Source organism: Allopontixanthobacter sediminis (assembly GCF_009828115.1).
GTDB lineage: Bacteria > Pseudomonadota > Alphaproteobacteria > Sphingomonadales > Sphingomonadaceae > Allopontixanthobacter > Allopontixanthobacter sediminis.
Genome location: NZ_WTYL01000002.1, coordinates 326,884 through 350,944 on the forward strand (window position 1 = coordinate 326,884; position 24,061 = coordinate 350,944).

At 63.3% G+C, this 24,061-nt stretch carries 27 protein-coding genes; 9 read left to right on the forward strand and 18 right to left on the reverse strand.

The features are described from left to right. The first annotated feature begins 16 nt into the window (after positions 1-16). From rpmG to ribA, 4 genes are all read left to right on the forward strand, one after another. Positions 17-184, forward strand: coding sequence for a 50S ribosomal protein L33 (gene rpmG, locus GRI65_RS07335; RefSeq protein ID WP_160755883.1), 168 nt, complete (start codon positions 17-19; stop codon positions 182-184). 64 nt (positions 185-248) lie between these two features. Continuing rightward, a complete protein-coding gene (locus GRI65_RS07340; RefSeq protein ID WP_160755884.1) occupies positions 249-938 on the forward strand; it encodes a LolA family protein in 690 nt (229 codons plus the stop codon). Between the two features lie 291 nt (positions 939-1,229). Continuing rightward, a complete protein-coding gene (locus tag GRI65_RS07345; protein WP_160755885.1) occupies positions 1,230-2,024 on the forward strand; it encodes an exodeoxyribonuclease III in 795 nt (264 codons plus the stop codon). A 35-nt stretch (positions 2,025-2,059) separates the two neighbouring features. Then, positions 2,060-3,112 (forward strand): GTP cyclohydrolase II, encoded by a 1,053-nt coding sequence (gene ribA / locus GRI65_RS07350; RefSeq protein ID WP_332872615.1) that lies wholly within the window; start codon positions 2,060-2,062, stop codon positions 3,110-3,112. Here the strand turns inward: ribA and asd are convergent. The 7 genes from asd to recQ form a co-directional block, all read right to left on the reverse strand. Then, complete coding sequence (asd, locus tag GRI65_RS07355) at positions 3,109-3,966, reverse strand: archaetidylserine decarboxylase (protein WP_160755886.1); 858 nt, start codon at positions 3,964-3,966, stop codon at positions 3,109-3,111. The genes ribA and asd overlap by 4 nt on opposite strands. Before the next feature lie 75 nt (positions 3,967-4,041). After that, positions 4,042-4,305, reverse strand: a complete 264-nt coding sequence (locus GRI65_RS07360) for a DksA/TraR family C4-type zinc finger protein (protein ID WP_160755887.1) — start codon at positions 4,303-4,305, stop codon at positions 4,042-4,044. A 53-nt stretch (positions 4,306-4,358) separates the two neighbouring features. Further along, positions 4,359-5,339: a right-handed parallel beta-helix repeat-containing protein gene (locus tag GRI65_RS07365; RefSeq protein ID WP_160755888.1), complete on the reverse strand. Its 981-nt coding sequence runs from the start codon at positions 5,337-5,339 to the stop codon at positions 4,359-4,361. A gap of 58 nt (positions 5,340-5,397) precedes the next feature. Further along, positions 5,398-5,655 carry a hypothetical protein gene (locus tag GRI65_RS07370; protein ID WP_160755889.1) on the reverse strand — a complete coding sequence of 86 codons (258 nt, stop codon included), beginning with the start codon at positions 5,653-5,655 and terminating at the stop codon, positions 5,398-5,400. After that, entirely contained in the window at positions 5,645-5,857 is a 213-nt protein-coding gene (locus tag GRI65_RS07375; RefSeq protein ID WP_160755890.1) for a toxin-antitoxin system HicB family antitoxin, read from the reverse strand. Before GRI65_RS07375 ends, GRI65_RS07370 begins: the two co-directional genes overlap by 11 nt. 18 nt (positions 5,858-5,875) lie before the next feature. Further along, positions 5,876-6,817 carry an SPFH domain-containing protein gene (locus GRI65_RS07380; RefSeq protein ID WP_232843993.1) on the reverse strand — a complete coding sequence of 314 codons (942 nt, stop codon included), beginning with the start codon at positions 6,815-6,817 and terminating at the stop codon, positions 5,876-5,878. 69 nt (positions 6,818-6,886) lie between these two features. Then, on the reverse strand, positions 6,887-8,713 hold the full coding sequence (gene recQ / locus GRI65_RS07385) for a DNA helicase RecQ (RefSeq protein ID WP_160755891.1): 1,827 nt from the start codon (positions 8,711-8,713) through the stop codon (positions 6,887-6,889). 131 nt (positions 8,714-8,844) lie between these two features. Between recQ and GRI65_RS15115 the strand changes: the two genes are divergently transcribed. From GRI65_RS15115 to GRI65_RS07395, 3 genes are all read left to right on the forward strand, one after another. Beyond that, on the forward strand, positions 8,845-9,174 hold the full coding sequence (locus GRI65_RS15115; RefSeq protein WP_202391296.1) for a hypothetical protein: 330 nt from the start codon (positions 8,845-8,847) through the stop codon (positions 9,172-9,174). A gap of 114 nt (positions 9,175-9,288) precedes the next feature. Then, entirely contained in the window at positions 9,289-9,489 is a 201-nt protein-coding gene (locus tag GRI65_RS07390) for a hypothetical protein (protein WP_160755892.1), read from the forward strand. A gap of 69 nt (positions 9,490-9,558) precedes the next feature. Further along, on the forward strand, positions 9,559-10,731 hold the full coding sequence (locus tag GRI65_RS07395) for an acyl-CoA dehydrogenase family protein (RefSeq protein WP_160755893.1): 1,173 nt from the start codon (positions 9,559-9,561) through the stop codon (positions 10,729-10,731). A gap of 6 nt (positions 10,732-10,737) precedes the next feature. Here the strand turns inward: GRI65_RS07395 and ppk2 are convergent, their stop codons facing one another. Continuing rightward, complete coding sequence (ppk2, locus tag GRI65_RS07400) at positions 10,738-11,514, reverse strand: polyphosphate kinase 2 (protein WP_160755894.1); 777 nt, start codon at positions 11,512-11,514, stop codon at positions 10,738-10,740. 70 nt (positions 11,515-11,584) lie between these two features. Here ppk2 and phhA point away from each other — a divergent pair, with 70 nt between their 5' ends. After that, entirely contained in the window at positions 11,585-12,523 is a 939-nt protein-coding gene (gene phhA, locus GRI65_RS07405) for a phenylalanine 4-monooxygenase (RefSeq protein WP_160755895.1), read from the forward strand. Positions 12,524-12,542: 19 nt separating this feature from the next. Here the strand turns inward: phhA and GRI65_RS07410 are convergent, their stop codons facing one another. The 4 genes from GRI65_RS07410 to GRI65_RS07425 all read right to left on the reverse strand — a co-directional run bounded on the left by GRI65_RS07410 (position 12,543) and on the right by GRI65_RS07425 (position 17,914). Then, positions 12,543-12,797: a GlsB/YeaQ/YmgE family stress response membrane protein gene (locus GRI65_RS07410; RefSeq protein ID WP_160755896.1), complete on the reverse strand. Its 255-nt coding sequence runs from the start codon at positions 12,795-12,797 to the stop codon at positions 12,543-12,545. 82 nt (positions 12,798-12,879) lie between these two features. Further along, the gene (locus GRI65_RS07415; RefSeq protein WP_160755897.1) at positions 12,880-13,689 is read right to left on the reverse strand and encodes an undecaprenyl-diphosphate phosphatase; all 810 of its coding nucleotides are present in this window, start codon (positions 13,687-13,689) and stop codon (positions 12,880-12,882) included. A gap of 101 nt (positions 13,690-13,790) precedes the next feature. Further along, entirely contained in the window at positions 13,791-15,917 is a 2,127-nt protein-coding gene (locus tag GRI65_RS07420) for a M13 family metallopeptidase (protein WP_160755898.1), read from the reverse strand. A 152-nt stretch (positions 15,918-16,069) separates the two neighbouring features. Further along, a complete protein-coding gene (locus tag GRI65_RS07425; protein WP_160755899.1) occupies positions 16,070-17,914 on the reverse strand; it encodes an ABC transporter transmembrane domain-containing protein in 1,845 nt (614 codons plus the stop codon). Positions 17,915-18,083: 169 nt separating this feature from the next. Here GRI65_RS07425 and GRI65_RS07430 point away from each other — a divergent pair, with 169 nt between their 5' ends. Continuing rightward, positions 18,084-19,343 carry a polyhydroxyalkanoate depolymerase gene (locus tag GRI65_RS07430; RefSeq protein ID WP_160755900.1) on the forward strand — a complete coding sequence of 420 codons (1,260 nt, stop codon included), beginning with the start codon at positions 18,084-18,086 and terminating at the stop codon, positions 19,341-19,343. 24 nt (positions 19,344-19,367) lie between these two features. Here GRI65_RS07430 and GRI65_RS07435 read toward each other — a convergent pair whose 3' ends face one another. The 6 genes from GRI65_RS07435 to GRI65_RS15120 are packed head-to-tail and all read right to left on the reverse strand — an operon-like array spanning position 19,368 to position 23,996. Further along, on the reverse strand, positions 19,368-19,979 hold the full coding sequence (locus GRI65_RS07435; protein WP_160755901.1) for a DUF4126 domain-containing protein: 612 nt from the start codon (positions 19,977-19,979) through the stop codon (positions 19,368-19,370). A 54-nt stretch (positions 19,980-20,033) separates the two neighbouring features. Continuing rightward, positions 20,034-20,678, reverse strand: coding sequence for a hypothetical protein (locus GRI65_RS07440; RefSeq protein ID WP_160755902.1), 645 nt, complete (start codon positions 20,676-20,678; stop codon positions 20,034-20,036). A 38-nt stretch (positions 20,679-20,716) separates the two neighbouring features. Next, positions 20,717-21,895 (reverse strand): acetyl-CoA C-acyltransferase, encoded by a 1,179-nt coding sequence (locus GRI65_RS07445; RefSeq protein ID WP_160755903.1) that lies wholly within the window; start codon positions 21,893-21,895, stop codon positions 20,717-20,719. A gap of 51 nt (positions 21,896-21,946) precedes the next feature. After that, the gene (locus GRI65_RS07450) at positions 21,947-22,396 is read right to left on the reverse strand and encodes a MaoC family dehydratase (RefSeq protein WP_160755904.1); all 450 of its coding nucleotides are present in this window, start codon (positions 22,394-22,396) and stop codon (positions 21,947-21,949) included. Between the two features lie 60 nt (positions 22,397-22,456). Continuing rightward, positions 22,457-23,854, reverse strand: coding sequence for a DUF5935 domain-containing protein (locus GRI65_RS07455; RefSeq protein ID WP_160755905.1), 1,398 nt, complete (start codon positions 23,852-23,854; stop codon positions 22,457-22,459). 4 nt (positions 23,855-23,858) lie between these two features. Then, the gene (locus GRI65_RS15120; protein ID WP_202391297.1) at positions 23,859-23,996 is read right to left on the reverse strand and encodes a hypothetical protein; all 138 of its coding nucleotides are present in this window, start codon (positions 23,994-23,996) and stop codon (positions 23,859-23,861) included. Between the last annotated feature and the right edge of the window lie 65 nt (positions 23,997-24,061).

Sequence of the window (24,061 nt, forward strand, 5' to 3'; positions counted from 1 at the left end):
AATTTAGGAACCCGCCATGGCGAAACCTGCAACAGTAAAGATCAAGCTGGTTTCGACCGCTGACACCGGCTTCTATTACACCACCACCAAAAATCCCCGGAACATCACGGAAAAGATGACGTTTCGCAAATACGATCCCGTCGTGCGCAAGCATGTCGAGTTCAAGGAAGCGAAGATCAAGTAAGCTGAATTTCCGGCAGCGGATCAATTCAGACACGGTTCAACGCTTCGCTGTCATTTGCCGGAGCATGAACATTTCAAACCTGACCAATCGCCCGTCCCTGCTGGGTTCTATTTCCAGCAGCGCCTTCAAGACATTGCTTGCCGGAGCCGCTGCAATCGCGGTGCCAGCAGCCATGCTGGCCACCGCCGCCCCGGTCGCCGCGGCGCAAAGCCAGATCGATAACGCGGTCGAGGCAATCCGCGGAATCTCCACGATGAAGGCCGACTTCGTCCAGACCGACCGTCAGGGCCGGTCCGTATCCGGCGTCATGACGCTGAAGCGGCCGGGCAAGATCCGGTTCGAATACCAAAAAGACGTCAACATGCTGATCGTCTCGAACGGCAAATCGCTGACGATGATCGACTACGACGTCAACCAGGTGCAGCGCTGGCCTATCCAGGATTCGCCGCTCGGTGCCCTGCTCGATCCCAAACGCGACATCGCCAAGTATGGCAAGCTGATCCCCACCGGAAACTCCGAAGTGATCAGTGTCGAAGTGCGCGATCCGAAGCGTCCCGAGTTCGGGGTGATCACGATGATCTTCATTCGCAACGGTGCGGCGCCGGGCGGCTGGCAGCTGACCAATTGGGTTGCTCTCGATTCGCAAAACAACCGCACCACGGTCAAGCTGCGGAATCATAAATACGGGGTGTCGGTGAGCGACAAGAGCTTCACCTACGATGACCCGCGCCAAACGACTCGTCGGCCTCGCTAACCATTCAGCCGACGTGTCGTTGTATAAATACGACAAGATGCGTCGCTTTGTTCATTGGCCAGCAAGCCAAAAACGACTAGTTTACGACTACGAGTTGGCTGACAGCGGGTTTCCCCCCTGTTGTCCTGCTGTCATCAAGGCCTTCTCGTACAAGCGTGACGAACGCTAAATAGGAAACCCTCGTGCCAATGCCCCCGGCGCGGGGGTTTCTTTTTTGGGTGGTGGCTCCTGCAACAAACCAGTGGGCCAAACCAATAGACAGTGCCGCGCTGGCCCCCTATCCCCGCGCGCATGATCAAGATCGCTACCTGGAACATCAATTCGGTCCGCCTGCGGATGCCGATCGTCGAACGTTTCCTGACCGAACAGGCGCCCGACGTGCTGTGCCTGCAGGAAATAAAGACGGTCGAGGAAACCTTCCCCTACGAAGCCTTCGCCGCGCTTGGTTACACCCACCATGCGGTGCACGGGCAGAAGGGCTATCACGGCGTCGCCACCGTCAGCCGTATCCCGCTGAAAGAAGTGACCCGCAACGACTGGCAGGACAATGGCGAGGCTCGCCACGTCGGTGTCGAACTGCTCGGACCGGGCCGCGGCATGCTGCTGGAAAATGTCTATGTGCCTGCGGGCGGCGACATTCCGGACCGCGAACTCAACAGCAAATTCGGCCAGAAACTCGACTTCCTCGAACGGATGACGCGCTGGGCGGAGACCGTTTCCGGCCCCACGCTGATCGTTGGCGATTTCAACATCGCCCCGCTGGAAAGCGATGTGTGGAACCACAAGCAATTGTTGAAAGTGGTCAGCCACACCCCGCTCGAGGTCGAGACGCTCAAACGGTTCCAGGACGCGCATGGCTGGGTCGATATCGGCCGCCAGCATATCCTCGACCCGGAACGCTATTTCAGCTGGTGGAGCTACCGTTCCAAAGACTGGCGGGTCAATGACCGGGGGCGCAGGCTCGACCACATGTGGGCCAGCCCGGAACTGGCAGCGGCGTCGACCGGGCATTACGTCTGCGAGGATTGCCGCGCCTGGGACAAGCCGTCCGACCATGTCCCGTTGGTGACGGAGTTCGATCTCTGAGCGAATCGCCGCTCTCTCCATCGCCGGCGCGGCGGGTGGCGCAGGCGATCGACGCGCTGCGCCATGGCTGGCCGCTGAGGATGGAGGGCGGAGGTGTCGGAGATGGGCCGGTGCTGCTGCCGGTCGAAACCGCGATCGACGCGCAGGCCCACGCGCCGCGGATGCTGATTTCCTCCGCCCGCGCCGCCACGCTCAAACTGGTCAACCAGCGCGAAGCCGCTGCGCCGCACGCGCCGGTACTGATACGCGGCGCGGAACCGTTCACCCTCGCCGCCGCCCGTCCGATTGCCGATCCCGCTCTCGACCTTGCCAGCCCGCTGAAAGGCCCTTTCAAGGCCGAATTGCTCGCATGGACCGATGCCGCCGATGCCGCGCTGGAACTGGCCCGGCTCGCAGGCATCCTGCCGGCATTCCTGGTCGATCCGGAAGGAGCCGGCGAAGCGCAGCCGGTCGCGGCAGGTGATCTGGCGCATTGGGCCGACACCGCCAGACTGACGATTGCTGCCCGCGCACGCCTGCCGATTGCGGCCTGCGAAAACACCGAGATCGTCGCCTTCCGCAGCGCCGACGACACCCGCGAACACGTCGCGCTGGTGATCGGCACGCAGATGTCGGACCGCGCGCCGCTTGTTCGCTTGCACTCCGAATGTCTGACCGGCGATATCCTCGGTAGCCTGAAATGCGATTGCGGCCCGCAATTGCATGCGGCGTTGACAGCGATGGCCGATGAAGCGGACGGTGGCGGTTGGGGTGTCTTGTTGTATATGCGGCAGGAAGGCCGGGGGATCGGCCTGGTCAACAAGATGCGTGCCTACCGCCTGCAGGACCAGGGATTCGACACCGTGGACGCGAACCAGCGGCTCGGTCTGCCAGACGAGGCGCGCGATTTCGGTACGGCTGCGCGAATGCTCGAGCTGCTCGGAGTGCGTGACGTGAAGCTGATGACCAACAACTTGCGCAAGGTCGTGGCGCTGGAAGAGGCCGGCGTCCGCGTGATCGAGCGCGTCCAGCATCAACTGCCCGCCAACCCGCACAACGCCCGCTATCTGGGCACCAAACGCGACCGGTCCGGCCACCTGCTCGACTAACCGGAAGCGGTCTTCCGTGCCAGCGCCTGCCCCATGCGGACCTTGTCCAAGGGTTTCAATCCGTCCAGCCATTCGATCTTTCCGCGCTCGAACAGCAGGACCACCGTCGATCCGAGCAGGAACCGGCCCATTTCCGCGCCTGCTTCCAGATGCAGTGCCTGCGTTCCTGTATAATCGGTGCGGATCACCTGCTTGCCGTGCGGCGTGACCGGGCCCGACCACACTGTCTCGATACTGGCGACGATCATCGCCCCCACCATCACGCTCGCGACCGCGCCTTGCTTCGTGTCGAAGATGCAGGATAGCCGTTCGTTGCGGGCGAACAGGCGGGACACGGCGGCGGCGGTCACCGTGTTGACGGAGAACAGCGCGCCAGGAATATAGGTGGTCTCTCGCAAGGTCCCGGCGACCGGCATGTGGACGCGGTGGTAGTCGCTCGGGGACAGGTAAATGGTGATGAAATGCCCGCCCTCGAACCGGGCCGCGAGGTCCGCATCGCCGCCAATCAGCTCTTCGGCGGTATAGCTCTGCCCCTTGGCCTGCACGATGCGGCCCCCTTCGATGCGGCCAAGCTGGCTGATCGCCCCGTCTGCCGGGCTGACGACGAAGGTTTCACTGTCCGCAATCGGGCGCGCGCCGGGCTTGAGGGAGCGGGTGAAGAAGTCGTTGAACGACGGATAGTCGGCAGCGGGTGTCTCGGCCTCGGCCATGTCGACATCGTACGCGCTAATGAAGCGCCGGATCAGCTGGTCCTTGAGCGCTCTGTTCCGCCCCCGCGCGATCATCCCCGCCGCGCGGGACAAAGTGTGCTGGGGCGCAATGTGTTGCAGCCAGATGAAGGGACTAAAGGCCATGGTTTGTCCTGGTTGTGCGGGCGCGGCAGTCCGGCGCGCCTAAGACCTGCGCCCTAGACGCAGCGGCCACGCGGTTCAACGAAGCTGGCTATCCTTGCTGCCGCGGCGGTTGATGGCGGAATGCTTTACCGCGCTGTCACGTCCGGACTGGCACGCGACGCAGGTCCGGATACCGGGAAGAGCGGCGCGGCGCTTTTCCGGAATGGCCTCGCCGCATTCGTCGCAATATTCGGGGCTTTCTCCGCGCGGGATCCGCGAACGCGCAGCTTTCACCGCGTCGCTTACCGTGTCATCGATTTGATCCTGAACCGCGCCATCACGCGTCCAACCGCCAGCCATTGTGCCCGCTCCTTCACCGATACAATCCGGCAGGGGGCGTAATGGTTCCGCCGCTACCGCCGCTCGTAAGCTGTAAGGCCGGTGCCGAGGTTATTGTTTCCGATTGCCAGCTGCGCGCCCGACCAATCGGCCACGAAAACCGTGTTGCGGTGCACTGCGGGCGCGAGGCGGGCATCGTTCCCGGCGATCTCGAGCCCGTCGGAACTGTGCAGCTTGCCTTCCGCACCGACCGCGATGAACGCGGAGTAGTTTTCCTTGCTCTGCCCCTGGACGAACCAGTTGTTGCTGATCTGGCCGACGGCTCCGGCGGGCAGGTCGATCATGTAGTTGGTTTCCTGCCCCGCGCTGTCGTCGAAGCTGGACGAGGCGACGTCCACGCGGGCCGCGCGGGCTTTTACATAATGGCCGCCATTGCCCTTCTCGAACCGGCTCCGGGTGACGCGGAGATGGCCGTAGTCGCCGATATAGATGGAATGCGCACAGCCGCCCGACCCCTCGCAGGTACCAAGGCCGGAGAAGGTGGATTTATCGATCACGATCCGGCTGTTCTGGTCATCGCCCGACAGGATGCCCTGTTGGCTGTCGGCGAACCAGCTTTGCGCGACGGTAAGGTTTCCTTGTTCGAGCCGGATGCCCGCCCCGTTGAAATCGGGCACCGCCATGCCGCGAAACACGATCCCGGAAACGCTGGCGTCGCGGCCGCGCAGCACCAGCGCTGCCTTGCCTTCACAGGTGACGCTGTCGAAGGTGACGGTGCCGGGCCGGGCCGCGAGATAAGCCACCGAACCCGCCGTCTGCACCGCGCACTGGCGGTAGGTTCCCGGCGCGATGGCGATGGTTCCGTTACCGCTGCCGATTGCGTTCACCGCCTGTTGCAACTGGCCGAAGGTCTGCCCGGTCTCGGTCACCGTGAACGGCGCCGCAGTTTGCGCGAGCATCGGCGCGAGCGGAATGACGGGAATGGCCAGTGCGGCCAGGATCCCGGGCACGGCGGGGGCGGGGCGAGCAGGCATGGCGCGGTCGGATGACTTCATTCCGCCCGCGTATCAGGCTCGGGTTAACGCCCAGCTAAGCATCTGCCAGCGTGGACCGTCACGGCCGCCATTTCCAGCCGCCCTCGGTGCGCCGCCTGACGATCACCATGAAGGGGAAGGAGATGAGGATAATCAGCGCGACGCCCGCGACAATTCCATATCCGCCAAGAGAACCCATGAACAAGCCGATGCCTGATACCAAAGCGATATAGCAAAGCAGCAGGACCCATCCCTGCCACGCGATCGGAAGTCCGGCGCCATATCCTAATTTCTTGGGTGCAAACCAGTACCCGGGCTCGAAAAATCTATGCAGCATTGGGATTTGCTCCTTCCTTTCCGGGCGGGCGGCCGCGCCGGGGCTTGGGTGCGTCGGCAATCTGGATTCCGCGCGCGGACAAGGCCTCGCGCAGAAGCATTTCGATCTGCGCGTTGGCAGAACGCAGCTCGGCCGCCGCCAACCGCTCGATCGCGGCATGAACTGCCGGATCGAGCCGGAGGGCGAAGGCCTTTTTGGACATCGTACTGCCTGCCCGCGCTCAGTATAGCGAGCCGGCGTTGACCACGGGATGCGTCTCGCGTTCGCTGCACAGCACCACCAGCAGGTTCGAAACCATCGCCGCGCGGCGCTCGTCATCGAGTTCGACGATCCCGTCGGTGCTGAGCTTGTTCAGCGCATCCTCAACCATGCCGACCGCGCCGAGCACGATCTTCGCCCGGGCGGCGATGATCGCGTCCGCCTGCTGGCGTTTGAGCATGGCGCTGGCGATTTCGGAGGCATAGGCCAGATGGGTCAGGCCCGCTTCGTCGACCACGATCCCGGCGACCGCCAACCGGTCGTTCAGTTCCTCCAGCAATTCGCGGTTGATCACGTCCGCCCCGCCGCGCAGCGTCACCGCTTCGCCCTCGAAATCGTCATACGGATGGCGCGCGCCGACAGTTCGCAGCCCCGCCTCGATCTGGATGCTGACGAATTCCTTGTAATCGTCGACGTCGAAGCTCGCTTGCGCGGTATCCTGCACGCGCCACACCACGTTGCAGGCGATCTCGATCGGATTGCCGCGCAGGTCGTTGATTTTCACCCGGTCGGAATGGACGTTATGCGCGCGTGCGGACAGCTTCTTGCGCATCATCCACGGCCAGATCCAGCGGAGGCCCTCGGTCCGCTCGCTGCCGCGGTATTCCCCGAACAGCGTGATCACCGCCGCCTGGTTGGGCTGGATCATGAAGAACCCGCAGGATACGAGCAGGAACAACAAGCTCAGCACGCCTAGCGAACTGAAGAAGACGAACTCGGCCATCCTTCCCGCATTATCGACCGCGCCACCGATATTGTCCGGCCGGCCGCCCGTAAGCGTCCAGACCGCGAGTGCCGCAATTACCACCAGCACCAGCAACATTATGTAACCGCTGTAAGTCGTCGCCGCGCGTTCGCGGCTGACGTTCATCCTGCCCCTATGGCCCCCGTTTTCAACCGACATTCCGAATCTCCTCCGATATAATTATGATATCATATTTATATCAATTCGGAGGGGAGTCAATCCATCTCGTCAATGCCGCCGGATAGCCGCGAGGAACGCGTCGCCATAGGCCTCGAGCTTTTTCGCGCCGACACCGCCGATCTTGCCAAGCTCGCCGAGGTTCGATGGCCTCGCGGCAGCCATTTCGCGCAAGGTCGCGTCGTGGAAGATGACATAAGGCGGCATCTGCGCCTCCACCGCCAGCTCACGCCGCAATTCGCGCAAGGCGTCGAACAGCGGATCGCCGACCGGGTTGGCCGCCGCGGTCCCGCGTTTCCGGCCCCTTTCGCGAGGGGGCGCCAGGACGATCTCAACCGTTTCGTCGCCCTTCAGGATAGCGCGAGCATTGCCGCCCAGCGCCAGTCCGCCATGTTCCGTGGCGACAAGAGCGCCGCGGGCCTGCAGCGCGCGGGAGAGCGGTTGCAGCAGCGCCGCCTCGCTTTCACCGACGATACCGAACACACTCAACCGGTCATGCCCGCGCTGGCGAATCCGCTCGTCGGCGTTGCCGGTCAGCACCTTCTGGATGTGGCCGAAGCCGAAACTTTGTCCTGTGCGATAGACGGCGGACAGCAGCTTGCGGGCGACCTCTGAGGTGTCGGCCACCTTGGGCGGATTGAGGCAATTGTCGCAATTCCCGCAGGACTCGGGAGGATTTTCGCCGAAATGGCGCAGCAGGATCGCACGGCGGCAACCGGGAGCTTCGACCAGCGTCGCCAGCGCGTCCAGCCGGGTGCGCTCACCCCCGCGCCGCTCTTCCGGGGTTTCGCTCAGCCGCTGGCGGGCCTGCGCGAAATCGCCTGCGCCCCACAGCATGACCGCGATCGCCGGGTCCCCGTCGCGCCCGGCACGGCCGGTCTCCTGGTAATAGGCCTCGATCGACTTGGGGATCCCGGCATGGGCCACAAACCGTACGTCGGGCTTGTCGATCCCCATCCCGAACGCGATGGTCGCGCAGATCACCATGTCCTCGCTCGCCACGAACGCCGCCTGGTTGGCGCTGCGTTCCTCCGCCGGAAGGCCTGCGTGGTAAGGCAGCACCGGACGACCGGTTGCCGCGGCCAGTTGTTCGGCCAACGCCTCCACCTTGCGCCGGGTCGGCGCGTAGACGATTCCCGGCCCCGGCGTTTCGGCCATCAGGCGCGCGATCTGCTTCGCCGCGCTGTCGCGGTGGCGGATCGTGTAGCGGATGTTGGGCCGGTCGAAGCCCGCGATGATCATCCCGTTCCGGGGAATACCCAGCTGGGCCAGAATATCGGCGCGGGTGTGTTCGTCCGCCGTCGCCGTCAGGGCCAGTCGGGGCACCTTGGGAAACGCGTCCATCATCGGGCGCAGCTGCCGGTAGTCTGGGCGGAAATCATGCCCCCATTCGGACACGCAATGCGCCTCGTCGATAGCGAACAGGGCCAGCGGCGCGCTGCCCAGCATATCGCGGAAACCCGGCTGGCTCGCCCGTTCCGGCGCCACATACAGCAGATCGAGCTGCCCCGCGCGGAACGCGTCCATCGTCTCGCGCCAGTCGGCGTCGGCGCTGGTCAGGGTGGCCGCCCGGATACCGTTGGCACGGGCGGAGCGCAGTTGGTCGTGCATCAGCGCGATCAGCGGCGAGATCACCACGCAGGTCCCCGCCATCATGGTGGCGGGCAACTGGTAGGTGAGCGACTTGCCCGCGCCGGTCGGCATCACGGCCAGCGTGGACTTTCCTGCCAATACCCGTTCGAGCACCTCGGGCTGGCGGCCACGAAATTCGTCGAAGCCGAAGATGCTTTTCAGCCGCGCGCGGGCATCTTCCAGCGAAAAGCCTTGCTGCGGAGCGCGGGATTGCTCCGGGTCGAAGTCTGGCAGCGGGTCATGCATGCGCCGCTCCATGGCAGATGCAGCGCGCGGGGTGAATGCCCGGCGGGATCATCGGCGGGGGAGAATTGGTATTTGCCCCGCCTTTTGCACCTCGCTAGAAGGCGGACAGAAACTTTCCGGAGAACACTACCATGAACAAGATCACCACCGTGCTGTTTGCATCTCTTTCGGCGCTGGCGCTTGCCGCCTGCGGCAGTTCCGACGATGCGTCGGTCGAGGCCGAGGCTGATACCGTCGAAATGCCTGCCAACGACGCGATGGAGCCCGTCACCGAAGTGCCTGCAGCCGATCCGGAAGCCAACGCGGTCGAAGCCGCAACGGCTGAGCCAACCGACCCCGTAGGCAGCGAAGCCGACGCGGCCGGTGACGCGGCAGCCGCTGCAGCGGCCGAAATCCAGGAAATGACCGGCGCGACGCCGACCGCCACGCGGACACCGCCCGCACCGACGGCTCCGAACTGATCGAAAGCATCCGAAGCGGGGCCGCGAGTCCGGCTCACGACACAAGGGAGGCGGGCGGATCGTGACAGCGATTCGCCCGCTTTTCCTTTTCCGCCATCTCGCTATGGTGGCGGAATGAAACCTGTCTTTCCCTTTCTGATCCTCGGCGCGCTTTCAGCTTGCGGTCCGGCGGACAACGATCCCGGCCCTGGCGGAGTTACGGTCGGCGAAGCCCGGGCGCTCGACGAAGCGGCGGAAATGCTCGAAGCGCGCCAGCTCCCGCCAGAGGAGATCGTGACCGAACCCGCCGAAGACGCGCCGACCACCCCGCAGTAGGAATAGTTCCGCCACACACGGCTCACTTGAACCGCAGGGAGCCACGAGGATAGCTCAGAAGGACTTTTTATGGCCACCACCGGCATGGATCCCGAAATCTTCGACCAATTCATCGACCAGCTCAAACGCTACGTCCGCGAGCGGCTGATCCCGGCGGAGGCCGAGGTGATTGCCAACGACCGGATTCCGGACGATTTGCTCGACGAAATGCGCGAAATGGGCCTGTTCGGACTGACCATGCCGGAAGAATACGGCGGTTCGGGCATGAACGTGCCGCAATATGTCGAGACCATCCGGGTGCTCAGCTACGCGCTGCCGGCATACCGGTCGATCACTTCGATCAATCTCGGGATGGTTTGTTCGGCACTGAAGAATTCGGGTACGGATGAACAAAAGGCCGAGTGGCTGCCGCGCCTTGCCGCCGGGGAAATCGCCTGCTTCGGCCTGACCGAACCGGGCTCCGGTTCCGACAGCGCCGCGATGGCGACCACGGCGCGGAAGGACGGTAACGGCTATGTCCTTAACGGGTCAAAGCGCTACATCACCAACGCGCCCCATGCGAAACTGGGCCTGATCATGGCGCGGACTAGCCAGGAAGCCCTGCCGCGAAACGCTCATGTCAGCGCCTTCCTGGTGCCGATGGACAGCCCCGGCATCTCGGTCGGCAAACCCGACCGGAAAATGGGCCAGTCGGGCAGCCACATCGCCGACATTTATCTCGACGACGTGAAATTGCCGGGCGATGCGCTGCTCGGCGGGGAAGAAGGCAAGGGCTTTGCCACCGCGATGCAGAGCCTCGACAACGGCCGTCTTTCGGTCGGCGCAGCCAGCGCGGGTTATGCCCAGCGGATCCTCGATACGGCGCTGCGCTATGCCAGCGAACGCAAGGCATTCGGCGAGCCGATCGCCAATTTCCAGCTCATCCAGGCGATGCTGGCTGACAGCCGGGCGGAAATCTACGCCGCCGAATGCATGCTGCGCGACGCATCGGAAAAGGCCGACAAGGGCAAGGCGATCATTGAATGCGCCAGCGCCAAGATGTTCGCCTCGGAAATGTGCAACCGGGTCGCCGACCGCTGTGTCCAGATCCACGGCGGCGCCGGCTATCTTGCGGAATACGAAGCCGAACGGTTCTACCGCGACAGCCGGATTTACACGATCTACGAAGGGACCACGCAAATCCTGCAACTGGTGATCGCCAAGAACATGCTCCGCGAATTTGCCGCTGGCGCCGCCGCGTAGCGCTGGTCAGGTCTCGTACGGCTTGATCGGTTTCAGGACAGCGTAGCTTTCCGGTAGCGGATCATGCCCCAGCGGCGGAAATTCAAGCGGCGGCGGTTCGACATTGGTGTCCGGCAGGCGGTCGAGCAAGTCACGGACCAAGGTCAGCCGCCCGAGTTTCTGATCGTTGAAATCGACGAGCGTCCACGGTGCGTGTTTGCTATGGGTCGCTTCCAGCATGGCTTCGCGCGCCGCGGTGTACTCCGCATATTTACCCCGCGCGGCGAGGTCGATCGGGGAAAGCTTCCAGCGTTTGAGCGGGTCTTCCAACCGCTCCGCCAGGCGCTCTTCCTGTTTGTCCTGATCGGTCGTCAGCCAGTATTTGAACAGCAGTATCCCGTCGCGCACGAGCATCCGTTCGAAATCCGGCACCGTGTCAAGGAAATGCCGGACCTGTTCCTCCGTCGCATACCCCATCACTTTTTCGACCCCCGCCCGGTTGTACCAACTGCGGTCGAACAGGACGATTTCCCCGGCGGCGGGGAGATGGGCGATATACCGCTGGAAATACCACTGGCCCAGTTCGCGCTCGCTCGGCTTGGCCAGCGCGGCAATTCGGCATTGCCGGGGGTTCAGGCGCTCCGAAACGGCACGGATCGCTCCGCCCTTGCCCGCCGTATCGCGCCCTTCGAAAAGCACAACGATCCGCGCACCGCTTGTCTGCGCCCAGCGCGCCATCGCCACCAGCTGTTCCTCCAGCGGCTCGAGCAACTGTTCGTATTCGTCACGTTTCAACTTGCCCACATGCGTTCCCCTTCCCGCTGCGATACATTTGTCAGCGACGGCGCCGGATGCTAGGACTATTAGCACAGCCATGGCCACGATTATCGAACCCGAAAGCGATTTTAGCGCTCTGCCCGACTTGCCGCCGGAGGTGTACACCGCGCCGCTGAAGAGGCCCCCGCATCTGGGCGAGGATTGGCTCGAGCCGAAGCAGACCGAATACTCGGTTGACGAGGACGCAATCTGGGATGATCTGTTCGCGCGGCAGATGGAAGTGTTGCCCGGCCGCGCAGCCACGGCATTCCTGCAGGGCCTGGAAAAACTCGACCTGGCGCATGGCGGGGTGCCCGAATTCGGCAAGATGTCGGAGGATCTGGGTGCGCTGACCGGATGGAGCGTAGTGCCGGTGCCGATGCTCATCCCCGACCACGTATTTTTCTGGCACCTCGCCAACCGCCGTTTTCCTGCTGGCAATTTCATCCGCACCCGTGAGACTTTCGACTACATCCAGGAACCGGACGTGTTCCATGACGTGTTCGGCCATGTCCCGATGCTGACCGACCCGGTCTATGCGGATTACATGCAGGAATATGGCCGCGCCGGATGGAAAGCGATGCGGCACAACCGGTTGAAAGCGCTGGGTGCGCTCTACTGGTACACGGTCGAATTCGGACTGCTCATGGAAGAAGGCGCACTGCGGGCCTATGGGGCGGGCATCCTGTCGGGGCCGACCGAGATTGTCTTTGCGCTGGAAGCGAAAAGTCCGAACCGGATCATGCTCAATGTCGACCGGGTGATGCGCACCGACTACGTGATCGACGACTTGCAGCCGACCTATTTCGTGATCGAGAGTTTCGAGGACTTGTACCACCAAACGGTGGAGCGCGATTTCGACCGTCTGTATCGCAGCCTGTCGCCGGCGTTTACCTACGCGAATTCGGCGATCATCGATGTGGATGATGTCTTGCACCGGGGAACGCAGGAATATCTCCAGCGCGGCGGTCGTGGCAGCGGTGCCGCCCCCGTCTGAGGCCCCAACGCGGGACCGGTTAGCGAATAGCGTTCCGGTGGATTACGTTACACAGAGCCAACACGGCCACCGAGCCTGCGAACCCGGCAAGGACGGTTTCCGCGCTTATCCCCGACAGGATTGCGATATCGCCGATGAACAGTCCCGATATCAGCGCCCCGCCAATACCGGCGGCGAAGTTGTACATGATCCGCTGCCGGTCCTCGATCCGCATGATGATCGAGGCCAGCCAGCCTAGGAGAGCGCCGAGCGCTATCAAGATTACAATACCCATCGTCTGTTCCTGCTTGCACTACTGTAGGTAAAAGGCGGTGCAGCCGGTTTTGTTCCGATTTTGCGGCGAACCGCGCCGTATCCTAACGCATCGCCAACCAGATAATCGCGCCGCTTCCGATCACGATCCGGTACCAGGCAAAGGGCGCAAACCCGTGCCGGCTGACATACGCCACGAAAGCCTTGATCACTGCCAGCGCGACCACGAAAGCGGCTCCGAAACCGAAGGCAATTTCGCTCCAGCCGATAGTCGCCTCGCCCATCAGCAAGGCGGGTTCGTCGAGTATCTTGACCGTCGCCGCACCGATCATGGTGGGGACCGCAAGGAAGAAGGAGAATTCCGCGGCGGTCTTGCGGCCCACGCCCATGGCCAGCGCGCCCATGATCGTCGCGCCCGACCGGCTGGTTCCTGGGATCATCGCGAGGCATTGCACGAAGCCGACGCCGATGGCCATTTTCCAGGTGAGCGCGGGAACACCCTCATCCACCCGCGGCGGGATCTTCTTCTCCAGCACCAGGATCGCAATCCCGCCGACGACAAGCGCAACCGCGACCACCATCGGACTGGTCAGCATGGCATCAATGATATCTTTCGCGGCGAGGCCGATAATCGCTGCTGGCAGAAACGCCAGCAGGATGTTGCGCACGAAGCGGAAGGACATTTCCTCCCGCCGCAGCAGGCCCATACCCATGTTCCAGAACGTCGACCAAAAGGCGACCACCACCGCCAGGATCGCACCCAGCTGGATGACGATATTGAACTGGCGCCACTGTTCGGGATCATACCCGAAGAATGTCTGCGCCAGGATGAGGTGGCCGGTGGAGGAGACGGGCAGGAATTCCGTCAGCCCTTCGAGGATGCCGAGCAGTATGGCGGTGAGTGTCTGATCCATGGCGGGCTCATGGCGCAGCATGACGCCAAGTCAAACCCAAAAACAAAAAAGCGCCCCTTCCGGTGCCGGAAGGAGCGCTCTTTGCGGTTAGCGTATTCGGCTTACCAGATCGAGATGCGGTCTTCCGGCGACAGGTACAGATCATCGTCCGGAGTGACTCCGAACGCATCGTACCAGGCGTCCATGTTGCGCACGACACCGTTCACCCGGAATTCCTCGGGGCTGTGCGGATCGGTCCGCAGGCGCTGGCGGGCGTTGTCTTCCCGCTGCGCCGAACGCCAGACCTGCGCCCACGCCAGGAAGAATCGCTGGTCGCCGGTCAGCCCGTCGATCACCTTGTCCTCCTCGCCGTTCAGCGACAGCTTGTAGGCCCGGTAAGCAAGGCTGAGCCCGCCGAGATCGCCGATGTTTTCGCCCAGGGTCAGCCTGCCGTTTACGCAGGTCTTTCCGTCGTCGAGCGGGCAGAAGCCTTCGTATTGTTCGACCAGCGCGTTGGTGCGTTCGGTGAAGGCCGCCAGATCGCTTGGCTCCCACCAGTTGCGCAGCAGGCCAGTGCCGTCGGACTTGGAGCCCTGGTCGTCGAACCCGTGGCCCATTTCGTGGCCGATCACTCCGCCGATGCCGCCGTAATTGACCGCGGGATCGTTGGTGATGCCGAAAAACGGCTGTTGCAGGATGGCAGCGGGGAACACGATCTCGTTCTTGGTCGAGTTGTAATAGGCGTTCACCGTCTGCGGCAGCATGCCCCATTCCGTCCGGTCGATCGGTCCGCCCAGCTTCGAGAGGTTATCCTGCCACTGCCATTCGGCGGCCGCCATGCGGTTGGCGATAGGCGCCCCGGGTACGATCGCGAGATCGTCATAGGTTTCCAGATTGTCCCGGTAGCCGATTTTCGGATCGAACGCCGCGAGCTTTGCCTTGGCTTCGACCTTGGTCTCCGCGCCCATCCAGTCGAGCTCGTCGATGCTTTCGCCCATGGCTACCCGCAGATTTTCCACCAGCGCATCCATCGCCGCCTTGTTTTCCGGCGGGAAATTGCGCTCGACATAGCTCTTGCCGAGCACTTCACCGAGATGCCCTTCGACTTCGGCGATGGCGCGCTTCCAGCGCGGCCGCTGTTCGGGCGTGCCTTGCAGCGTCTTGCCGAAAAACTCGAAATTCGCCTCGTCGAAACGGGTCGGCATGACCGAGGCGTTGCCCGACAGGAACCGCGCGACGGTCCATGCCTGCAGCGTCGCCACGTCGTATCCGCCCAGCAGTTCGAACATGCCGGGCGTGCCCTTGCCGATCTTGGCAACATAATCGGGAGTCAGGCCGAGGGCGGCGATTTCTTCTTCGGTCGGCTGCATCTGCGGCACCACGAATTTGGTCGCTGCGCCAAAACCGGCTTCACGGATCATCGTCTGGACCGGGAATTCACCCGCCACCGCGACCAGTTCCGCCGGGGTTACGGCGTTGTAGGTTAGGTCACGGTTGCGGCTGACGGCGCGGTCCCAGGAAATCTCGCGCGCGATCCTGTCCTCGAAATCATACACCGCACGGGCGGTCATTTCGGGATCGCCAAAGCCGGCTTCACGGAACAGGAAGGTCAGGTACTCGCGGTACTTCTGCTGGATCGCCGCGCCTTTTTCCGTCTCGTCGAGGTAATACTGACGGTCGGGCAGTCCCAGGCCGCCGCTACCAAGATAGGTGACATACTGGTCGGGCTGCTTCTGGTCGACCGTGACGAAACCGCCGATCGGCCCCGGCATCCCCGGCTGGCTCCACAATTTCGCCAGCTTGTCGATCGAATCGGCTTCGTAAATCTGCGAAAGGTAGGGATTGACCGGCTCAAGACCGGCGGCATCGATCGCGGCCGTGTCGACGAACGCGTTGTAGGCGTCGACGATCCGGCGTTCGGACGTGCCCAGCGCGGGGTTCTCGGCGATCAGCGCGTCGACCAGCGCCTTCACGTCTTCGGTCGACTTTTCGCGCAGGAGGTTGAACGCGCCGAAGCGGGAGAATTCCGCCGGAAGCGGGTTTTCCCTAAGCCATTTGGCGTTCACATAGGCGAAGAAATCATCGCCCGGGTCTACCGAAGGATCGATCGCCGCGGGATCGACGCCCCACGTGCCGAAGCTCATGGTCGGGGTGGCGGTTTCTTCGCTCGATGCCTCTTGCGCCAGGGCCGGAGTGGCCAGCGCAAGCGCCACGGCGCTGCCCCCGAGGGCGAGAATTGTCTTGATCATTGATTGCGACTCCCAGTCGATTTTGGCCCTGCACGCAATTGGCTGCGGACCGGATGATGGTGAGGCTGTGTTAGCCCCTTTTGTGCGGTCAAGTTGCCGCTTGTCGGTTTCAATTGCAACTTGATCGAAAAATCAGCCGCAAAATCGTTTTATTACGCGGCCTTGCCCGCTCCGAACTGCAGCGATGACAGGCGCGCATACAGCCCGCCCGCTTCGGCGAGCTGCGCGTGGGTGCCCTGCTCCACGATCCGGCCGTCCTCCAGCACCACGATCCGGTCGGCCTTGCGAACGGTCGCGAGACGGTGGGCGATGACCAGCGTAGTGCGGTCTTCCATCAGGCGGTCGAGGGCTTGCTGAACCAACTGCTCGCTTTCGGCATCCAAGGCGCTGGTCGCTTCATCGAGCAGCAGGATCGGCGAATCGCGCAGCAACGCGCGGGCAATGGCAACGCGCTGTTGCTGGCCCCCGGATAGCCGCGCGCCGCCCTCGCCCAAATAGGTGTCGAGTCCGTCCGGCAGGGCGCGCAGAAATCCTTCCGCATTGGCGGCGCGGGCGGCTTCCCAGATCTGTTCGTCGGTCGCGTCCCATTCACCGTAACGAAGGTTGTCGCGCGCGTTGGCGGAAAACAGCACCCCGTCCTGCGGCACCAGGCCCATGCGGCGGCGAATGGCGGCGGGGTCGGCGCTGGTCAGGGGAATGCCGTCGACCCGGATCGAGCCGGCCTGCGGATCGTAGAACCGCTCCGCGAGCTGGAAGATGGTGGATTTTCCGGCGCCCGACGGGCCGACGATGGCCACGGTCTCGCCCGGTTCGACCTCAAGGCTGAAGTCCTTCAGCGCGGCAACTTCCAGCCGCGTCGGATAGCGGAAGGTCACATTGCGGAACGACAGGCTGCCGCGCGGTGGTTCCGGCAGGGCCATTGGCCGGGCGGGAGGAGCGATCACCGCCTTCTCATTAAGCAATTCGTTGAGACGGCTCGCCGCGCCGGCCCCGCGCAGCAGGTCGCCGTAAACTTCGGTCAGCGCGCCGAAGGAGCCTGCCACCAAGCCGCCAGTGATTACGAAAGCGGCAATCGTCCCGCCGCTGATCTCGCCGGTGGAAACGCCGAGTGCGCCCCGCCACATGATCAGGGTAATCGATCCGAAGATGAACATGATGATGATCGAGGTCATCGCCGCACGCAGCAGGATACGGCGCTTGGCGGTGGTAAAGATCGCTTCCACCGCGCCTTCGAACCGTGCTTGTTCGCGCTGTTCCTGGTTGAAGGCCTGGACGATCTTCATCGCGCCCAGCGTTTCCGATATCATCGCGCCGACATCGGCCACCCGGTCCTGGCTGGTGCGGGAGACATTGCGCACCCGGCGGCCGAAATACATGATCGGCAGCATGATCAGCGGAATGGCGATGACCAAGCCGACGGTCAATTGCGGGGCAAGCCAGAACAGATAGGCGGTGCCGCCGATCCCCATCAGGATATTTCGCAGTGCCACCGACACGGTCGTCCCGACGACCTGTTCGATCAGGCCGGTATCCGCAGTCATTCGGCTGGAGATTTCCTTGGGGCTGTTCTCCTCGTAGAAGGACGGTGCCAGCCGGAGCAGATTGTCCTGAACTTTCAGCCGGATGTCCGCGACCACGCGTTCGCCCAGCCAACTGACGAAATAGAACCGCATCGCGGTGCCGAGCGCCAGGACGACAACAATCATCAGCAGGTATCGGAACCAGCGCCCTATGTCGGCAGGGTCGCCGCCGCCGCCAAAACCGTTGTCGATGATCAGCTTGAAGCCCGCGGGAATGGCCAGAGTTGCGCTGGCGGTAATCAGCAGCGCGACGAAAGCCAGCGCCACCTTGCCGGGATATCTCGCCAGTTCGGCCCAGATCATTTTCAACGGCCCGAGGCTGCGCGCAGGCTTGGGAGTGTCCTCCAATACGCTGGCATCAGCTGGCGCGTGATCTGCCAGGCCGGGCGTAAGGGTCGTTGCTGTTGGGGTGTCCATGCGATGCAGGTAGCGACGAAGGCCGCGAAAATCCACTGGGCCCGCGTTTTTATCCCACCCCACCACGGGGGGGGGTAGCTGCACCGCCTCTTGAAAATTTGCCTCGCGGCACGATCTCGTTCATGGTGCAGTGCAACAATCGCCCGATACGGGTCGCAGGGGAATCTTTTTGCTTTATCATGCACATGAAATGCAGCGCGCCTGGCTCAACAGCGCCAGCGCCTGGGCGTCCATCGGTTCCGAAATTCTCGGCAACCCGCGGATGCCGATGGGTTATCTCGGCCTCGGCCCCGCCGCATCCTCCGCGCTGGAGGTGTTCGCGCACGCTGCAGCGCCTCGCGGCAAGCCCGAGTTCGGCATCGAAAACGTATTCGTGGACGGTACCGAATGCCCGCTCGCTGAATCGGTAGTCGTGACCAAGCCGTTCGGTGACCTGCTTAAGTTCCGCCGCGAAGGATTGCCCGCCAGCGCACCCCGGTTGCTGATAGTCGCCCCGATGAGCGGTCATTTCGCCACCCTGCTGCGCGGCACGGTCGAGCGGATGGCGGAAAGCTGCGAGGTTTATATCACCGACTGGGCCGATGCCCGCACGGTGCCGGTCCGCGACGGCCGCTTCGATCTCGACGATTACATCGATTACCTCATCGAATTTCTCGAATTCATCGGCCCCGGCGCGCATATGATGGCGGTGTGCCAGCCATCGGTGCCCGCGCTGGCCGCAACCGCCCTGATGAACGCCGACAAGCACCCCGCGCGTCCACTAACGCTGACCATGATGGGCGGACCGATCGATACCCGCAAATCGCCGACCACGGTCAACGATCTGGCGATGGAGCGCCCTCTGTCATGGTTCCGCCGGACAGTGATCGCGACCGTGCCGTTCAGCTATCCCGGTGCGGGCCGCAGGGTCTATCCGGGTTTCCTTCAGCTCGCCAGTTTCATGAGCATGAATCTGAGCAGCCACATGATGAGCCATTTCGAGATGTTCAAGCATCTCAACGCGGGCGACGATGCCGATGCGCAGGCGAGCGCGCAGGCGACCAAGGATTTCTACGAGGAATACCGTTCGGTCTGCGACATGACCGCGGAATTCTACCTGCAGACGGTGGAAGAAGTGTTCCAGAAGCACTCCATCCCCAACGGCACGTTCGAACACCGCGGCAAGGTCGTGGATCTGGCCGCGATCAAGGACACCGCGATCCTGTGCGTCGAAGGCGAGCGGGACGATATCTCGGGTATCGGCCAGACCAAGGCAGCGCTCGATCTCGTTTCGAGCCTCGCCGCAGGCAAGAAGCAATATTACCTGGCCGAAGGTGCCGGACATTACGGGATATTCAACGGCAGCCGTTGGCGTGACAAGATCGCCCCGGTGGTCGAAGATTTCCTCGGAAAGCACGGCAAACAAGCGCGGCTGAAAGCGGTCGCTTAAGCGGGCGCTCGCCAAGGCAAGCCGCTATGCCGGTCCGGGGGGAATGCCCGCATCGCGGCGTCCGAAAATGCGCTTGATGATCCGGCGCGCTTTCAGCAGCAGCCATGTCGCCAGCGCGAGCAGGACCAGCGCGATGCCGCCCGCCGCCAACGGATATTCATAGGCGGCGTAGAGCAGCCCTGCGGTGGCGACATCCTCCACGCTCGACATTACGACATTGGACACCGGTTCCGGACTCGTGTTGATCACCGCCCGCGCGCCGGCTTTTCCGCCATGCGCCAGCAGTGCGCCTCCGCCGCCGAGCACGAACGCGATCACCTGTGTTGCCGGGTCCGAAGGATCCACGATCGCCAGCGCCAGCAATGCACCGCCGACCGGCCGGACGAAGGTATGGACCCCGTCCCACAGGGAATCGAGCCATGCCACCTTGTCGGCGAAAAACTCGCACAGCGCGGCGAGGCCGGCGATCCCCATGACCCACGGATTGGCCAGGACCTGCAGGCTCGCGAGATGTTCGGGCAGCGGAATGGCGCCCCATTGCATGGCGAGGCCAGTGGCGAGGATACTAAGGTACAACCGCCAACCCGACAGCAGGCTGACGCTGCCGGCGATTCCAAGAATTTCGATAATCCCCACGGTCCGCCTCCCCGATAACGTTTGAAACTGCGCGCAAACCCGGCGCAGCGCAAGCTAGAGCGCGTTACCGACCACCTGCATCCGGTCGGCCGAGCAATCGAAATTCGCCGCGCGCTCGTCCGCGATGCTCCGCGCCCGGGTGTTGAGATCCGGCGTGTCGCCCGCGATTTGCGCGATACGGCAGCCGGGCGATTGCGCGGTGCCGACCTTCTCGACCGCCAGTACCGACCGGCCGCGATCTTCCATGGTGGCGTCGTTCAGGCGGAAAATCACCGCGATCGGACGCCCCTCGTCCAGCCGCCATTCGATGGTCGTGCCGATCGAGTTGAACGCGCCGATGCTCTGGAATTCATCGTTGCGGACCCCGGCGTCGAGATCATACCGCCCGTCCCCGTCATGCAGCAGCAACGGCAAACCGGCGCGGCCGGGACAGCGGTAGTCGACGCTGTGGCCCTCGGCCGCTTCCCGGGTCACGGTGCAATCGTCGAAGTCGAGCGTGCTGTAGTCGGAAGTAAAGCGCGCGGGTTCGGGAGAATCTTGCGGCGCATCCCCGGCGGGCAAATCCTGCACGGCCGGCCCTGCACCCTGGCGTGCAACCTCCGCTGTCTCCTCCTCCGGCTGGCCGCAGCCACCGAGCAGGATGAGCGGGGCGGCGAATATCGCTGCGAAGGCGCGGCGCCGGGGGATGAAACCTGTCATCCCCGCAAAACGCCGCGCCGTGCCCGCAAGTTCCGGTATCAGAAGATTTCGAACAGTCCCGCCGCACCCATTCCGCCGCCGACACACATGGTGACAACCGCGTATTTCGCGCCGCGGCGCTTGCCTTCGATCAAAGCGTGGCCGGTGCAGCGTGCGCCCGTCATGCCGTAGGGGTGGCCGATCGAGATCGAGCCGCCGTTGACGTTGAGCAGGCTGTTGTCGATGCCCAGCTTGTCGCGGCAGTAGATGACCTGCACCGCGAAGGCTTCGTTCAGTTCCCACAGGCCGATGTCGCCGATCTTGAGGTCGAACCGTTCGAGCAGCTTGGGAATGGCGAAGACGGGGCCGATGCCCATTTCGTCAGGCTCCGTCCCGGCGACAGCCATGCCGACATAGCGGCCGAGCGGTGTCAGGCCGCGCTTTTCGGCGGTCTTGGCTTCCATCACCACGCAGGCGCTCGAACCGTCGGAAAGCTGCGAAGCGTTACCGGCGGTGATGGTCATGTCGGGGCCCATCACCGGCTTGAGGCTGGCAAGCCCTTCCAGCGTGGTTTCGGGCCGGTTGCCTTCGTCCTTGGCGATGGTCACTTCGACGTCGCTGACTTCGCCGCTTTCCTTGTCCTTCACCTTGTGGGTGGTGGTCACCGGCACGATTTCATCGTCGAACTTGCCGGCTTGCTGGGCAGCGGCGGTGCGCATCTGCGATTCCAGCGCGTATTCGTCCATCGCTTCGCGGGTGATGCCGTAACGCGCGGCCACCGTTTCGGCGGTCTGCAACATGGGCATATAAACCGCGCCGTGCATCGCCATCAGTTCCCGGTCGGGCGCGACACGCATTTCGGGGGTCTGCACCAGGCTGATCGATTCCTGGCCGCCGGCCGCGACGATATCCATCCGGTCGATGATCACTTGCTTGGCCGCCGTGGCGATGGTCATCAGGCCGGACGAACACTGGCGGTCCATCGTCATGCCGGACACTGTCACCGGCAGGCCGGCGCGCAAGGCGACCTGCCGGCCGAGATTGCCCGCCTGCGTACCCTGCTGGAGCGCGGAGCCCCAGATCACGTCGTCCACTTCGGCGCCCTCGATGCCGGCGCGTTCCAGCGCGGGCCTCAGCGAATAGGCGCCCAGCGTAGCGCCCGAAGTGGAATTGAAAGCGCCCTTGTAAGCGCGGCCGATAGCCGTGCGGGCGGTTGAAACGATGACTGCGTCACGCATGGTGAATTCCTTGAAACATGGTTGGTCGTAGCCCCGGGGGAGGACGGGAAATCAGACGAAGTAGAGTGAAATCCACTCACAGATGAAGGCGGGTTTGTCTTCGCCTTCGATTTCCATCGTGATTTCACTGGTCTGTTGCCATTGGCCCGGCCGCTTTTCGACCATTTCGAGCAGTTTCCAGTGCGCGCGAATGCGCTTGCCGGACCGGACCGGTGCGATGAAGCGGGTTTTGTTGCCGCCGTAATTCACTGCCATTTTGAGCCCGTCCAAGCGGGGAACATCGCTGTTTGCGGTGAGATAGGGCATCATCGACAGCGTAAGGAAACCGTGGGCGATGGTCCCGCCGAAGGGGGTCATCTTGGCTTTTTCTTCGTCGAGATGGATGAACTGCTTGTCGCCGGTGGCTTCAGCGAATTGATTGATCCGTTCCTGGCTCATTTCGGCCCATTCGCTGGTACCGATGTTTTCGCCGACTTTTTCTGCCATTTCCTGCGGGCTCATATGCCTCTCCTCTGGTCGCTATTACGATGGGAATGGCGGCTTCATGCCGGATTAAACAGGTCAGCGCAACGCGGGAGAATCTGCCGTTACGGCATCCGAGTGCGCGGCGGATGCGCGGGCGCCGCCAAGGCTTCCGCGCAGCTTTCCGACCGGCGAATCGTGCAGGCGGCAGTAACTCCACAACGCGCATTGCAGCCCGATCAGCAGCAGGATGAACGGCTGGTAGGCTATCCCCTGGAACAGCGATCCGACCAGATAGATGATCTGGCCGAACTGCAATGCGCTGGCGAGCGGAGCCTGCCATTGTTCCTGCGCCGCGCTGCGTCCGCGCCAGCGTCGGCGGAGCCGTTCCATCTGCCACACACCCAGCAATTGCAGCCACAACCACAGGGTCAGGCCGGGCCAACCCTGCTCGCCGAGCATCTCGAAGATCGCCGAATGATAGGCGCGCGCTTCGTCGGTCACTTCGCGGTATTCCACCGCCATGGTGTTCCCGGCCTCTTCGGTAACGGGGATGTTGTAGGTGAACTTGTTGCCGCGGTAAGCATCGAACCCGCCGCCGAACGGGTTCTCCGATGCGTAGTCGAGGGTCCATTGCCACACCGCCACCCGGGTGGAGGCGGACTCGTCGCCCTGCGGACTGTTGATGGTGGACATGCGCTCGTAATAGCTCTGCGGCAGGAACGGCAGCGCCGCCAGCCCGAGCGCGGCGCCCGCCGCAATGAACACCATCCGTCGCTTAACATCGCGCAGGATCAGCAGGCCGAGCACGGCGATGCACAGCAGTCCGGTGCGCGCCTCGGTCCCCACCGGGATCAGCAGGCAGGCGAAGATCAGGCAATAGGCGAACAGCTTCACCCGCCAATCCGGGTGGAAAACCGTTCCATGCCTGGTAAACCACAGGATCAGCGGGATGATCGCCACTGCCACCGTCGCCAGGGTCGAGCTTTCGTAGAGACCGCTGTTGTCGTTGACGAAGAAATACAGGCTTTCATAGCCGCCGCCGCCAAGCGCGGTCTTCATGCCTGCGCTGATGATGATCGCCGAAACCGTCAGCACCATGATTAGCGCCGCACCTTCGATCCGTAGCCGGGTGGTAAGGGTGAGCGGGAAGAAGATCGCGAACACCAGCGCTTTCCACACCCATTCCCACTTGTTCGCCGCTTCGAGCGGGAAGTCGGCCATGCTGGTGGTGATGCCGCAATAGGCGAGCAGGCACAGCATCAGGAACTGGCGGAAGGTGAAACGGCTGCCCCGTTTGGGGTCGGCCAGCAGCCAGCCGGCGAAGGCGGCACAGAACGCGATCAGCGAAATCGGCAGGGCTGGCGTCAGGCTCCAGCCGATTTTCTGCGGCGCCAGGATGTCGATATAGAGATACGCCAGCACCCACAGGAACGGGCGGCGAACGCCCACCGCGAGGAAAGCGAGCACGAAGGTAAAGAGCGCAAGGTCCAGCATTGCCTCAGCGTGCCTTGTCCGGAGCGTCCACGGCGTCATCTTCCGCCTGCGTATCGCGGTCGAGATCGTCGCGGCCCAACATCCGGATCAGTGCAACCACGATCAGCAAATGCGCGAGGCCAAGGGCGAAGTAATCGATCACGGGTTCAGGCGGCCTCTCGGACGGTTGGGAGTCGGTGTTGACCGCGGCATACCAGCGCGCGGTTG

What these genes read in the sequence shown, in the direction of transcription:
- GRI65_RS07395 (WP_160755893.1), top strand. Translation starts at nt 9,559, where the DNA reads ATGGCCACCACCGGCATGGATCCCGAAATCTTCGACCAATTCATCGAC.
- GRI65_RS07380 (WP_232843993.1), bottom strand. Translation starts at nt 6,817, where the DNA reads ATGTCGGTTGAAAACGGGGGCCATAGGGGCAGGATGAACGTCAGCCGC.
- recQ (WP_160755891.1), bottom strand. Translation starts at nt 8,713, where the DNA reads ATGCATGACCCGCTGCCAGACTTCGACCCGGAGCAATCCCGCGCTCCG.
- GRI65_RS07390 (WP_160755892.1), top strand. Translation starts at nt 9,289, where the DNA reads ATGAAACCTGTCTTTCCCTTTCTGATCCTCGGCGCGCTTTCAGCTTGC.
- rpmG (WP_160755883.1), top strand. Translation starts at nt 17, where the DNA reads ATGGCGAAACCTGCAACAGTAAAGATCAAGCTGGTTTCGACCGCTGAC.
- GRI65_RS07370 (WP_160755889.1), bottom strand. Translation starts at nt 5,655, where the DNA reads ATGCTGCATAGATTTTTCGAGCCCGGGTACTGGTTTGCACCCAAGAAA.
- GRI65_RS15115 (WP_202391296.1), top strand. Translation starts at nt 8,845, where the DNA reads ATGAACAAGATCACCACCGTGCTGTTTGCATCTCTTTCGGCGCTGGCG.
- GRI65_RS07440 (WP_160755902.1), bottom strand. Translation starts at nt 20,678, where the DNA reads ATGACAGGTTTCATCCCCCGGCGCCGCGCCTTCGCAGCGATATTCGCC.
- GRI65_RS07365 (WP_160755888.1), bottom strand. Translation starts at nt 5,339, where the DNA reads ATGAAGTCATCCGACCGCGCCATGCCTGCTCGCCCCGCCCCCGCCGTG.
- GRI65_RS07455 (WP_160755905.1), bottom strand. Translation starts at nt 23,854, where the DNA reads ATGCTGGACCTTGCGCTCTTTACCTTCGTGCTCGCTTTCCTCGCGGTG.
- asd (WP_160755886.1), bottom strand. Translation starts at nt 3,966, where the DNA reads ATGGCCTTTAGTCCCTTCATCTGGCTGCAACACATTGCGCCCCAGCAC.
- GRI65_RS07340 (WP_160755884.1), top strand. Translation starts at nt 249, where the DNA reads ATGAACATTTCAAACCTGACCAATCGCCCGTCCCTGCTGGGTTCTATT.
- GRI65_RS07450 (WP_160755904.1), bottom strand. Translation starts at nt 22,396, where the DNA reads ATGAGCCCGCAGGAAATGGCAGAAAAAGTCGGCGAAAACATCGGTACC.
- phhA (WP_160755895.1), top strand. Translation starts at nt 11,585, where the DNA reads ATGGCCACGATTATCGAACCCGAAAGCGATTTTAGCGCTCTGCCCGAC.
- GRI65_RS07410 (WP_160755896.1), bottom strand. Translation starts at nt 12,797, where the DNA reads ATGGGTATTGTAATCTTGATAGCGCTCGGCGCTCTCCTAGGCTGGCTG.
- GRI65_RS07445 (WP_160755903.1), bottom strand. Translation starts at nt 21,895, where the DNA reads ATGCGTGACGCAGTCATCGTTTCAACCGCCCGCACGGCTATCGGCCGC.
- GRI65_RS07345 (WP_160755885.1), top strand. Translation starts at nt 1,230, where the DNA reads ATGATCAAGATCGCTACCTGGAACATCAATTCGGTCCGCCTGCGGATG.
- GRI65_RS07415 (WP_160755897.1), bottom strand. Translation starts at nt 13,689, where the DNA reads ATGGATCAGACACTCACCGCCATACTGCTCGGCATCCTCGAAGGGCTG.
- GRI65_RS07420 (WP_160755898.1), bottom strand. Translation starts at nt 15,917, where the DNA reads ATGATCAAGACAATTCTCGCCCTCGGGGGCAGCGCCGTGGCGCTTGCG.
- GRI65_RS07360 (WP_160755887.1), bottom strand. Translation starts at nt 4,305, where the DNA reads ATGGCTGGCGGTTGGACGCGTGATGGCGCGGTTCAGGATCAAATCGAT.
- GRI65_RS07375 (WP_160755890.1), bottom strand. Translation starts at nt 5,857, where the DNA reads ATGTCCAAAAAGGCCTTCGCCCTCCGGCTCGATCCGGCAGTTCATGCC.
- GRI65_RS07425 (WP_160755899.1), bottom strand. Translation starts at nt 17,914, where the DNA reads ATGGACACCCCAACAGCAACGACCCTTACGCCCGGCCTGGCAGATCAC.